The following is an 11,873-nucleotide window of genomic DNA, read 5'->3' as shown; positions in this document are numbered from 1 at the left end:
ACCCGCCCTATCATTCGATCAGACCACCGGGGCCAAAGTTGCCGAGGCTGCCCAGAAGCTGGCGCAGGAATGTCTTGTCCTGCACGTTGGAGCTGGTCACGCGGCGTTGCAGGGGAATCACCCGGCCCTGTTCCAGACCGTAGCGTTCGATCCCGGTGACCACGCCCTGATCGTTGAAGTTGATCGCCACCAATTCGCGCGAGACCGGCTTTGTCGCTGACGGGCCGCGGCGGCGCATCAGGGTGGACACGTAGTAATATCCGCCATCGGTCAGCACGCCCTCTGCTGCCGGCACACCGACGGTTTCGGCCACGCTGTCCTTGGTATCAACGCCCACAACCACCTCCGAGAGCAGCTCTTCGCTGGGGACATATCCATGTTTGCGATACATCGCGCAGCCACTGACCGCGAGCCCCGCAACCAAGAGAACCGTGACCCTTGTCGCCGCTTTCAGCGACCTCATGCGTTTGGATGTCATGCTACTCTCTTGCCCCCCGGCTTGAATACGCCTTTGAACCGGATTACCTAAACCGAGCCTCCGGTTCAAGAAACGAAAGTCCCCCAAATGTCTGAGAGCACCGCTTTTCGGGTCGCTGACCTCCCGCAAAACCGCGCAACCACCTTTGAACTGCGCCCTGACACCGCCACGATGAAGGCGCTCGCCCAGGAGCTTGGCGTTGATGATCTGCGCAAGCTGCGCTTTGCCGGAGAGATCCGCGCCCTGGGCAAACGCGACTGGGAACTGGTGGCGGATCTGGGGGCGACCGTGGTGCAGCCCTGCGTGGTGACGCTGGATCCGGTGACCAGCCGCATCGACCAGAAGGTGCGCCGCAGCTTCATCGCCGGGATGGTGCACCCCGACAGCGAGGAAGAAGTGGAGATGCCGGAAGATGACACCAGCGAACCGCTTGGCAGCCATATCTCCCCGCAGGAGGTGATGGCGGAGGCGCTGGCGCTGGCACTGCCGCAATACCCCCGCAAAGACGGCGCCGAACTGGGAGAATCGGTGCATGCCGAACCCGGTGTGGCCCCGATGCGCGATGAGGACACCAAGCCCTTTGCCGGGCTGGCGGCTCTGCGCGATCAGCTTGACGGCGGCGGCGAAGACTGAAAAGAGAGCAGCCAGACGATTCCGATTGGTGTTCCTGCGCTGACCGGCCAAAAAACCACTTGCGCCAGCGTCAATTCGCAGTATTTTCGCGCGCTCATCGGAATTTTGGTTGGACATCGGCAAGGCTGCGGCCTAAACGCACGGCAGACCGATCGAAACATTGAATGTGAAACGCGCCGCGGGGACAGCCCCAAGGCCCCAAGTGACAAAGGTTGAGACATGGCTGTCCAACAGAACAAAGTATCCAAGTCGCGTCGCAACAACCGCCGCGCGCACGATGCACTGGTTGCTGCAAACCCGAACGAATGCGGCAACTGCGGCGAGCTGAAGCGCCCGCACCACGTTTGCCCCTCCTGCGGCCACTACGACGAGAAAGAAATCGTCGCAGCCGCTGACGAGATCGACATGGACGAAGACGCGGCCTAAGCCGCGTCTGACCCAGACTTATGTCAGGCAGGCCTTTTCATGGCGGGTAAACCCGATCAGATGCAGAAGAATGCCGGCCGCATAGTCATTTCGGTTGACGCCATGGGCGGAGATGCCGGCCCCGCAGTTGTGGTGGCCGGCATTGCTATGTCCGCCGACAAGAACCCCGATCTGGGGTTCATCCTGCATGGTCCCGAAGATCAGCTGAAACCACTCGTCGCCAAGAAACGCATCCTCAATGGACGCGTGGAATTCCGCGATGCCCGCGATGTGGTCACCATGGAGGACAAACCCTCTCAGGTGATGCGCAACGGCAAGGGCACGTCGATGTGGTCGGCGCTCGACTCAGTCAAACAGGGCGAAGCCGCCGGTGCAGTTTCCTGCGGCAACACCGGCGCGCTGATGGCGCTGTCGATGCTGCGCCTGCGCAAACTGCCCGGCGTGAACCGTCCGGCGATTGCGATTCTCTGGCCGTCACGCAATCCGCAGGGCTTCAACGTGATGCTGGATGTCGGCGCCGATGTGCGTGCTGATGCGCAGGATCTGCTGCAATACGCCCTGATGGGCACCTCTTATGTGCGCAATTCGATGGATATTCCCCGCCCCCGCGTGGGTCTGTTGAATGTCGGCACCGAAGAACACAAAGGCCACGCCGATCTGAAAGAGGCCTACGGGCTGATCTCCGATCATTCGGACAACGGCAGTTTTGATTTCGTTGGCTTCGTCGAGGGCAGCGATATCCCTGGTGATGTGGCCGATGTGATTGTCACCGACGGGTTTACCGGCAATGTGGCGATCAAGACCGGCGAAGGCACCGCCAGCCTGATGCGTGTCGCCCTGCGCGAGGCATTTGAATACTCCTTCCTGTCGAAGATTGCCGCGCTGCTGGCGATGACCTCGCTGAAGCGGCTCTCCAAACGGCTGGATCCGCGTCGGGTCAATGGCGGCGTGTTCCTTGGCCTCAATGGCACCGTGGTGAAATCCCACGGCGGCGCCGATGCCACCGGTGTCTCGGCGGCGGTCAAGCTGGCGTTCCGTCTCGCCCAGCAGGGGTTTGCAGAAAAACTGGCGGCACGGGTTGCATCCTCTGTGGCGCTTACCCAAGATAAACCAGCGCAAATGGACGAGCCCCCAACCGACCAGGCGCCCACCAAAAAAGACTAAAAGGCAGGCCATAGAATGACGCGACGCGCAGTAATTGTCGGGACCGGGCATTATCTCCCTGAACGCGTGGTCGAAAACGCGGAATTCGAAGCCACGCTAGACACCACCGACGAATGGATTCGCAGCCGCTCCGGGATTGAGCGCCGCCATTTCGCTGCCGAGGGGGAAACCACCTCGATGATGGCCACCAAGGCCGCGCAAAATGCGCTCACTGATGCGGGGCTGACGGCCGAAGATATCGACGCCATCGTCGTGGCCACCTCCACCGCCGATCTGACCTTCCCCTCTGCTGCCACCATGGTGCAGGCGCAGCTGGGTATGACGCGCGGCTTTGCCTTTGACGTGCAGGCGGTCTGTGCCGGTTTCGTTTACGCGCTGAGCAACGCCAATGCGCTGGTTGCCTCCGGTCAGGCCGAAAAGGTGCTGGTGATCGGGGCTGAGACCTTTAGCAGGATCATGGACTGGACCGACCGCTCCACCTGCGTTCTGTTTGGTGATGGCGCGGGCGCGCTGGTGCTGGAGGCGCAGGACGGCGCCGGCAGCAGCGATGATCGCGGCATTCTGGCAACCGATCTCAATTCCGACGGGCGCTACAAAGATCTGCTTTATGTGGATGGCGGTGTATCGACCCAGAACACCGGTCATCTGCGCATGCAGGGCAATCAGGTGTTCCGCCACGCAGTTGAGAAACTGGCCTCCACCGCCCATACCGCGCTGGAGCGTGCCGGCCTTGGCGCGGATGACGTGGATTGGATCGTGCCGCATCAGGCCAATATCCGCATTATTCAGGGCACCGCCAAGAAGATGGGCCTGCCGATGGAGAAGGTTGTCGTGACCGTGCAGGACCACGGCAATACCTCCGCCGCGTCGATCCCGCTGGCGCTTTCCGTGGGCAAGGCACGGGGTCAGATCAAACAGGGCGATCTGGTGGTCACCGAGGCGATTGGCGGCGGTTTGGCCTGGGGATCGGTGGTGCTGCGCTGGTAAGCGGCAAGGCAACGCTCAGAAGGCGTGCGATTTTACCAGTCCAACTCCCCGATGCAATTCATTGATATTGACAGGGAAATTCCCCCCGCCCTATGCTTCGACAAACAGCGGGGATAGTCATGGGCGAAAAAACACTAACACGAATGGATTTGAGTGAAGCGGTCTTCCGCGAAGTCGGCCTGTCGCGCAACGAAAGCGCGCAGCTGGTGGAAAGCCTGCTTCAGCATATGTCTGACGCCCTGGTCCGTGGGGAACAGGTCAAAATTTCTTCCTTCGGGACCTTCAGCGTGCGCGATAAATCCGCCCGCGTGGGGCGCAACCCGAAGACTGGCGAAGAGGTGCCCATTCAGCCTCGCCGGGTTTTGACCTTTCGACCATCGCATTTGATGAAGGACCGGGTGGCAGACGGGAACCGTAAATAACGGTCAGTAACCACGGGACACACCACGCGATGTCAAAATCACCAGACGCCTTCCGCACCATCAGCGAAGTTGCGGAGTGGCTGGGGATCCAGGCGCATGTCTTGCGTTTCTGGGAAAGCAAATTCACCCAGATCAAACCGGTCAAACGCGCAGGCGGGCGTCGGTACTATCGGCCTGCCGATGTTGAATTGCTGGGCAGCATCAAGATTTTGCTGCACGACAAGGGGCTGTCCATCAAGGATGTGCAGGCGCTGTTGCGCGAACATGGTCCCGCCCATGTGGCCGCCATGGGTGCCGGAGATATCCCCACCGCTGAGGCCGAGGCAACTGATCCCGCCCCCTCAACGAGTGAGGTGGTGATTGAGGGAGAGGTAAGCCCGCCCGAGGTGATCGACACCGCCGAGGTTCAGGCTGAGGTTCAGGCTGAGGTCTCTGTCGAGGCGGATGGTCCAGCAGATGCAGCCCCGCAAGAGGCCCCCACCGCCACCGAACCGCCGCTGGCCGCACCGGCAGAGGCGGCGCAGGTGGCAGAGACGCCAGCACAATCCGTGCAACCCGCGCAGGCTCAGCCGATACAGACCCAACCGGGACAGGTCCAACCCGGACAGGCTCAACCGACGCAAGTCCAACCGGCGCAGGCGCAACCGGGACTGGCTCAACCGGGACTGGCGGATCCGCCCCCCGCCGCACCATCTGTCAGCGCCGACCCCGCTGCGGCCTCTCCCGCGACGGGCGCCCCGATTACTGCGGCTCCTGCGGCCCCGAGTGCGGCTGTCCCTGCTGCCGACGCAGATGCCCCCAGCACCTCGGGCCCCGCGGCCGCTGCCCCCACATCTGCCCCAGCTGCGTCTGCACCGCTGGCCCCGGCGGACCCGACACCTGTGGCGCCGCCGCAGGGTGAGACGCCTGTTGCAGCGCAGACAGAAACCGCGCCCGTAGCCCCGGCAACGCCTGCCGCTGAGGACGGGACCTCTGCCGCCGTGGAACCCGCGTTCAGCGCCGCGCCGGGGTCTCCCTCCATGCCCGCTCCCTCTATGCCCACCGCTGCGCTTCCCGCTGATGGACTGGCTCCCGCTGCCGATCCGATTGACACTGCGGTGGCTCAGACCGGGTCGCTCCACCCGCCAGCCGCGCCCACCAGCGAAACGGCGATCCCTGCCGTGCCAGCGCCTGCGGGCGAGGTGGCAGGCGAGATGGTCGGGGAAACACCGGTTGGGATGACAGGTGGCACACCCGGCGATGCGGCGAGCGCGCCTGCCGCGCCACCAGCGGCACCAATAGCAACACCTGCCGCCTCCCCACCGGACCCATCGCCCCCGCCTTCCGCTGCGATGGGTGCGGCGATGGCCGATACGGCTGCGCCCGCGCCAGAGGCCCCGTCGGAAAGCCCCGCAATGGCAGCCCAGCCGGGTCTGCCGCTGGATGTCGCGGATCAGACGCGTGATGCTGCGATCATCGCTGGCGAGGGTGATGCCACCGCCCCGGCTGAAATCGATCAAGACGTTGATATAACAACAGATGTTGATGCGCCCACGCCGGAACAGGGCCAGTTGTGGGGTGCAACACCTGAGGTATCGGAGGTCGGAGGTGCGGACCCAGTTGCGCCCCTGCCGACTGAGACAGAGATGGCAGCGGAGGACGTTGATGTTCCCCTCGCCCCGGCGGAGCTGATGGCCCCGGCTGCCGAGACCGTCGCCTCGGTCGCTTCCTTGGAAGGTGACGCTGTCGAAGGTGGCGCCGTGGAGGTTGAAGCTGATCCGGCGCCCACCGATGAGCCGAGCCTTGGTCCGGTGGCCGCGGGAACAGACGTGGAGACTGTGGCCGCCGTCGATGAAACCGACGCCGAGAGCGCCTCTCCCTGGAGCGATGAAGATGGCCAGGACGGGCCTGTTGTGGATGAGCCGGTGCGTGCTGCGGAGGCTGTTGCACCGCAAGCGCCGGATCGGATCGCAGACCCTGAAACAGCTTCCGCACCTGCTGCGCCCTTGCAGGATGCGCCTCTGCATGATGCGCCTCTGCATGATGCGACAGAGACGGTCGAGGCGACAGCACCGGAGACTGCGGAACCGGAAATTACCGATCTTGAAACTGCCAACCCGGAGACGCCGACTCCTGATGCCGTGGCTGAAGGTGACGTGCCGGACCCGGTGGTTTTTGATCAGGGCGACAGCCCAGCCCCGGTGGTCGAGGCGCTGGACAGTGACCCTGCCCTTGCCGATGTGGTGGCGCCGGAACAGGTCGAGGCGGTTGAGGCCGAGCCCCTTGCTGAACCGCCCTTAGATCTCGGAGATACCCTTGCGGAGGCCGAACCGCTGGTCTCAGACATGGAGGGGCCACCCGCAGAAGAACAGTTGGCCGCTGCCACGGAAACACATGCCGACCATCAGGCGGATGACGACGAAGCCCCCTCCCCCGAAGACAATCCCTTGGCCTTTGCCGATGAGGCGGAGACGCCGGAGCCACTTGCCGATGCGCCGGATCTCGCTGAACCGGCAGAGCTGCCGGAGATGGCTGACGACAGCGCAGTGACAGCCGACGCGGTGGATCTGGACACCCTTGACCTGGATGCGCCGACGCTGGACGACAGCGTGGTCAGCGACCCGGTCCTGAGCGCGCCTGCGGTCTCCGATGATCTCTTGGAGGCGCCACTGGCGGAGGACGCCGCGCTGCAGGAGCCGGAGCAGGTGGTGGCAGATCTTGCAGATGCAGAAGCTGCGCCCCAGCCGGAGCATACTGCCGCACCATCCGCGGAAGAGACGCCGGATGTCATGGCTGAAACGCTGGAACTGGCCGCTCCGGCGGAGCTGGGAGACCCGGTGGAACTGACGGCGCCTGCGGAGATTGAAGCGCCTGCGGAACTGACCGAGACGGCCCCGGACCTCGCGCCACAGGCGGACATTCCGGAGCTCGCGGCGGAGATCACTGCCGAGGAGACGACAGCCGCGCAGCAGAGCGATCTGCCTGAGGATGCGGCGCCGGATCCAGAGCTTTCCACGCTTGGCGTACAGGATGCGGAACCCCCTGAGGTCGCACCGGTAGCGGCAGCTGACATGCCCGAACCAGAACAGGATGTTTCTGAACCGGATGGTCCCGCATTGGCGGAGGCCGACCTGGGTGACACGGATGTGGCCGAAGAGGACCTGACAGAGCCTGCCCCGGTCGTGGCCGATCCCCTTGATCAGGAGAGCGTTGACGCGGACGAGGGCGAGGACGACCCAGATCTGGGCGCCTCGGACCTCATCAATCCGGAACTGGTGGCGGCGGATCCGGCGGAGGCTGAGGCCCCGGTCGGTGAGGACGTCGCAGCAGAGCCAAAACCGCTGGTGATTGACATTCCAGATGAGGCGGAGCCGCATGCGCCGCCGGCGTCGGGCGTGCTGGCGCGACTGGCCGGGGTGGACCATCTGCCTGCCGATCACATCGCGGAGGTGCGGGCCTGCGCCGAGAGATTGCGCGCGCATCAGGGGGCGGCCTAGAAACTTGCCAACGGGGCGAAAGAAACTGATCTTTTCGCTTGCCCCTGCCGGAAAAACGGGTAGAAACCAGCGCAACGGGCTATAGCGCAGCCTGGTAGCGCGTCCGTCTGGGGGACGGAAGGTCGCAGGTTCGAGTCCTGCTAGCCCGACCAAAATACCCCGCCTCGCAAGGGGCTAAAAAACGCCCGCCCCTTTCTGGGGTGGGTGTTTTTGTATCTGCCTTTCGTGCAAGGTGTTGATAATAAAGCGTTGGGAGAATGGGATGACATCTGAGGGACAGACGCGCAGCAGCCTGACACAGGGTGTGCTGTCGGACCGGCAAATCCGGCAGATGATCACCGAGGGCGCGATTGCCGCCTCCTCTCCGATCCTCAACGATCAGATCCAGCCTGCGAGCCTTGATCTGCGGCTGAGCGACTGCGCCTACCGCGTTCGCGCCTCGTTCCTGCCCGGTCTGGGGCGCACGGTTGCGGAGCGGCTGGAAGATCTGACCATGCACCGGGTGGCGCTGACCGGCGGTGCGGTACTGGAAAAAGGCTGCGTCTATGTGGTGCCTCTGATGGAGCGCATTCGCCTGCCCGAGGGGATGACGGCGGCGGCCAGTGCCAAGTCTTCCATCGGGCGGCTGGATGTGATGACGCGGGTGATCACCGATCAGGGCGTGGAGTTCGACCGGGTGCCCGATGGCTATGACGGGCCGCTTTATGCGGAAATCTGCCCGCAGAGCTTTTCTGTTGTGGTGCAGCCGGGGCAATTGCTGACGCAGATCATCTTTCGTCAGGGGCGCACATTCCTCAGTGATGCAGACCTGCGCGCGGTTCATGAGGAGACGCCGATTGTGTCTGGTGATCCGGTGATCTCAGACGGTCTCGGCTTCTCCGTCGATCTTCGCCCCGAAAGCGGTGATCTGGTGGGCTACCGTGCCAAACATCACACAGGCGTGGTCGATCTGTCGAAACTGGGTCACTACGATCCGGCGGAGTATTGGGAGGAGGTGCGCACCACCAAGGGACAGATCATTCTGGATCCCGGTGCGTTTTACATTCTGGTGAGCCGCGAGGCGATCGCCATTCCGCCGGAGTATGCTGCCGAGATGGCGCCCTATCTGGCGATGGTGGGCGAATTCCGGGTGCATTACGCCGGGTTCTTCGACCCCGGATTTGGCTATGCCGCTGCTGGAGGTGCTGGGTCGCGCGGTGTTCTGGAGGTGCGCTGCCATGATGCGCCGTTTGTGCTGGAGCATGGGCAGGTTGTCGGGCGGCTGGTCTATGAGCGGATGTCCGAAGTGCCCGAGCAGCTCTACGGTGTTGATATTGCGTCGAACTATCAGGGTCAGGGGCTGAAGCTGTCAAAGCATTTCAGTTCACCAGAGAACGTCTGATTTCCCCCTAGAACCGGGGCGGTCGGGTATTGCGACGCATCAGACGCGCCTTCTGGGCTGTGGCCTTATCCTGAGGAAGCGGGCGGGTGTCCTTATTGTCCACGCCCTGCCCTTTGCCACGTTTTGAGACAGCCTTGATCCCGGCATTAACGCCTGCATTGACCGCGCGGCCCACAAGGCGGCGCAGGATCACATTGATCACGCGTTCAATGTTCATTTGCTTGTCTCCTTCGCACCAATCGGGATCGCCGGGCCACCGGCCCGACCGTGTTAGTGTGGCCCATCTATGCGGCGGATTTAGGGCGTCTGTTCCCAGTGGCACTCAATCGCCAAAGAGTTCCGGCTGTTCCTCCACCTCGTCGCTGTCGCCGCGTCCGCCCAGGGGCAGGCTGCCCGGTGGCGGGCGGTTTTCCAACAGGCCTGCGGCGCGCAGCTCCTTGAGGCCGGGCAGATCGCGCGCGCTTTCGAGCCCGAAGTGATCAAGGAACACCGGCGTCACCACAAAGGTCACCGGACGGCCCGGCGTCATCTTGCGGCGACCAAGGCGGATCCAATCCATTTCCAACAGCTGATCAATGGTGCCGCGCGACACAGAGACGCCGCGCACCTCCTCGATTTCGGCGCGGGTGACCGGCTGGTGATAGGCAATGATGGCAAGGGTTTCGATGGCGGCACGCGAGAGTTTGCGGGTTTCCACCGTTTCCTTCTGCATCAGAAAGCCGAGATCGGAGGCGGTGCGCAGCGCCCAGGCATCGCCAACGCGCACGATATTAACGCCGCGCCCCTCGTAGCGTTTGCGCAGGTGCTCCATCGCGGTGCCCGGTTCGCAGCCGTGCGGCATCCGCGCCTCAAGATCGCGCACGGTCACCGGTTCGGCGCTGGCAAACAGCACCGCCTCCACCATGCGTTCCTGTTCGGCCATCGGCGGCGCCTCAAACAGGGTTTGGGTTTCCTCCGCAACGGTGTTCTGGCTGTGGTCGTCCATCAGGTATCCTTGTCACGAATGCGCAGCTGAATGGGCGCATAGGTCTCGCTCTGGCGCAGCTCCAGATGGCCTTCTTTCACCAGTTGCAGCGAAGCGGCAAAGGTGGAGGCGGTGGCGGAGCGGCGTTTCATCGGGTCGGCGTGCCAGCCTTCGGGCAGATAGGTGATCATATCGGTCCAGCTGCCGGTGTAGCCAATCAGGTGGCGCATCCGTTCCAGCGCCGCCTCCATGGTAAAGATCGCCTCGCGGTCCAGCACGAAGGGGCGGAAATCATCCCGCGTACGGATGCGGGCGTAGGCCTGCATCAGATCCAGGAGGTTCGCCGAGTAGCTGACGGTGCGGATGCGGGTGACATCCTCGCTCTGACCACGGGCAAAGAAGTTGCGCCCCAGCTGGTCGCGCGCCATCAACCGCGCGGCGCTGTCGCGCATCGCCTGCAAACGCTCGAGCTGAAACGCCAGATGCGCGGCCAGTTCCTCACCGGAGGGGCCTTCCTCGGTTGGATCAGGGGGCAGCAGCAGGCGGGATTTCAGATAGGCGAGCCAGGCCGCCATCACCAGATAATCCGCAGCCAGTTCGATGCGCAGCTCATGCGCCTTTTCCACAAAGCTAAGATACTGGCGGGCCAGTTCCAGCACCGAAATGCGGCGCAGATCGACCTTTTGCGTGCGCGAAAGCGACAGGAGCACGTCAAGCGGCCCCTCGTAGCCGTCAACGTCCACGATCAATGCTTCGGCCGCAAGCCGGTCCTCAACGCTGAGCGCGTCGTCGTCAAACAGAGTGTCAGCCATATACCTGTCCGCCCATAAGGGCTGATAGTTCGGCCTCGGCCGTGGGTATGTCAAGCGCGGTGGGCGCGCGGCGGGCGGCTTCGGCGCGCGCGGCACGCGCCTGTGCGGCGTCGGTCATCTCGCCTGCGGCCTCGGCCACAGCGGCGCGCTCATCCAGCGGGGCGTTGCAGAACAGGACCACATCGCAGCCGGCTGCGATGGTGTCGCGGGCGATATCTGCGGCGGTGCCGTTCAGCGCCTTCATCGAGATATCGTCGCTCATGATCAACCCGTCAAAGCCAATGTCCGAACGGATCATCTGCATCACGCGGGGGGACAAAGTGGCGGGTTGGCTGTCGAGGGCCTCATAGACCAGATGCGCCGTCATCCCCATCGGCAGATCGTTCAGCGCGGCAAATGCGGCGAAATCCTCCCGCGCCAGATCGGTGAGAGAGGCGGTGATCCGGGGCAGATCATGGTGGCTGTCCATGCTGGCGCGGCCATGGCCGGGGATGTGTTTCACCACCGGAACCACACCGCCGTCCAGCAGGCCGTCAGCGGTCGCGCGAGCGCGGTTAACCACGGTGGCGAGGTCGCTGCCATAGCAGCGGTTTTTGAGGAACGGATGCGTCCCCTCACCCGCCACATCCGCCAGCGGCGCGCAGTTGCTGTCGATGCCAAGATCGCGCAATTCCTCTGCGATCAGCCGCGCGCGCAGATACATGGCTCGGTTCGCGCCCTCGCCTGCCGCCAGCACGTGATCCAATGCGGGCTGCCATTGCCGCGCCAGTGGCGGGCGCAAACGCTGCACCCGGCCACCCTCTTGGTCGATGGTGATCAGGCAATCACGGCCCACCGCCTCGCGCAGGTCATTACAAAGCGCGCGGGTCTGTTCGGCAGTGTCGATATTGCGGGCAAACAGGATGAAGCCAAACGGATTGACCCGCTGAAACAGCGCCTTTTCCGCCGCGCTGAGACGCAGGCCTTCGGCATCTAATATGGTGGCTCCGTAACGCATTGCGATCCTCTTTGTGCTGGGGCGCTGATACACCAGTGTCGCGGGCGGCGCCATGGTCGGATGGGGCAAACTGGCAGCAGTTTGCCGGATGGTAAACGACAAACGCCCGGCTGGGCCGGGCGCTGAGGTGTCG

Annotated in this window: 12 protein-coding genes and 1 tRNA gene; 8 read left to right on the top strand and 5 right to left on the bottom strand. The window is 63.7% G+C overall.

Translation table 11 applies throughout. The features are described from left to right. Positions 1–10: 10 nt before the first annotated feature. The gene (locus OO25_RS00615) at positions 11–478 is read right to left on the bottom strand and encodes an outer membrane protein assembly factor BamE (RefSeq protein ID WP_014879657.1); all 468 of its coding nucleotides are present in this window, start codon (positions 476–478) and stop codon (positions 11–13) included. Between the two features lie 87 nt (positions 479–565). On the opposite strand from OO25_RS00615, the gene OO25_RS00610 reads away from it, so the two are divergent. From OO25_RS00610 to OO25_RS00575, 8 genes are all read left to right on the top strand, one after another. Continuing rightward, positions 566–1,111 (top strand): DUF177 domain-containing protein, encoded by a 546-nt coding sequence (locus OO25_RS00610; RefSeq protein ID WP_040177979.1) that lies wholly within the window; start codon positions 566–568, stop codon positions 1,109–1,111. A 219-nt stretch (positions 1,112–1,330) separates the two neighbouring features. Beyond that, the gene (rpmF, locus tag OO25_RS00605) at positions 1,331–1,537 is read left to right on the top strand and encodes a 50S ribosomal protein L32 (protein WP_014874239.1); all 207 of its coding nucleotides are present in this window, start codon (positions 1,331–1,333) and stop codon (positions 1,535–1,537) included. A gap of 39 nt (positions 1,538–1,576) precedes the next feature. Next, positions 1,577–2,701: a phosphate acyltransferase PlsX gene (plsX, locus tag OO25_RS00600; protein ID WP_040177978.1), complete on the top strand. Its 1,125-nt coding sequence runs from the start codon at positions 1,577–1,579 to the stop codon at positions 2,699–2,701. A gap of 15 nt (positions 2,702–2,716) precedes the next feature. Continuing rightward, positions 2,717–3,688 carry a beta-ketoacyl-ACP synthase III gene (locus OO25_RS00595; RefSeq protein WP_040172974.1) on the top strand — a complete coding sequence of 324 codons (972 nt, stop codon included), beginning with the start codon at positions 2,717–2,719 and terminating at the stop codon, positions 3,686–3,688. Positions 3,689–3,807: 119 nt separating this feature from the next. Continuing rightward, complete coding sequence (gene ihfA, locus OO25_RS00590) at positions 3,808–4,110, top strand: integration host factor subunit alpha (RefSeq protein WP_014874236.1); 303 nt, start codon at positions 3,808–3,810, stop codon at positions 4,108–4,110. Positions 4,111–4,139: 29 nt separating this feature from the next. Beyond that, complete coding sequence (locus OO25_RS00585; RefSeq protein ID WP_040177977.1) at positions 4,140–7,586, top strand: MerR family transcriptional regulator; 3,447 nt, start codon at positions 4,140–4,142, stop codon at positions 7,584–7,586. 75 nt (positions 7,587–7,661) lie between these two features. Continuing rightward, a tRNA-Pro gene (locus tag OO25_RS00580) sits at positions 7,662–7,738 on the top strand. A 110-nt stretch (positions 7,739–7,848) separates the two neighbouring features. Then, complete coding sequence (locus OO25_RS00575) at positions 7,849–8,967, top strand: 2'-deoxycytidine 5'-triphosphate deaminase (protein ID WP_040172971.1); 1,119 nt, start codon at positions 7,849–7,851, stop codon at positions 8,965–8,967. Positions 8,968–8,974: 7 nt separating this feature from the next. On the opposite strand, the gene OO25_RS00570 is transcribed toward OO25_RS00575, so the two are convergent. The 4 genes from OO25_RS00570 to nagZ form a co-directional block, all read right to left on the bottom strand. After that, a complete protein-coding gene (locus OO25_RS00570) occupies positions 8,975–9,184 on the bottom strand; it encodes a hypothetical protein (protein ID WP_040177975.1) in 210 nt (69 codons plus the stop codon). Between the two features lie 105 nt (positions 9,185–9,289). Next, a complete protein-coding gene (scpB, locus tag OO25_RS00565; protein WP_024097765.1) occupies positions 9,290–9,952 on the bottom strand; it encodes an SMC-Scp complex subunit ScpB in 663 nt (220 codons plus the stop codon). Beyond that, positions 9,952–10,743 (bottom strand): ScpA family protein, encoded by a 792-nt coding sequence (locus OO25_RS00560; RefSeq protein WP_040177974.1) that lies wholly within the window; start codon positions 10,741–10,743, stop codon positions 9,952–9,954. The genes scpB and OO25_RS00560 overlap by 1 nt, the downstream gene beginning before the upstream one ends. Continuing rightward, entirely contained in the window at positions 10,736–11,740 is a 1,005-nt protein-coding gene (gene nagZ / locus OO25_RS00555; RefSeq protein WP_040178027.1) for a beta-N-acetylhexosaminidase, read from the bottom strand. Before nagZ ends, OO25_RS00560 begins: the two co-directional genes overlap by 8 nt. Positions 11,741–11,873 lie beyond the last annotated feature (133 nt).

It is taken from the genome of Phaeobacter sp. S60 (genome assembly GCF_000826845.1).
GTDB classification, from domain to species: domain Bacteria; phylum Pseudomonadota; class Alphaproteobacteria; order Rhodobacterales; family Rhodobacteraceae; genus Phaeobacter; species Phaeobacter piscinae.
Note: the sequence above shows the minus strand (reverse complement) of the source record. Positions and strands in the feature narration are given on the sequence as shown.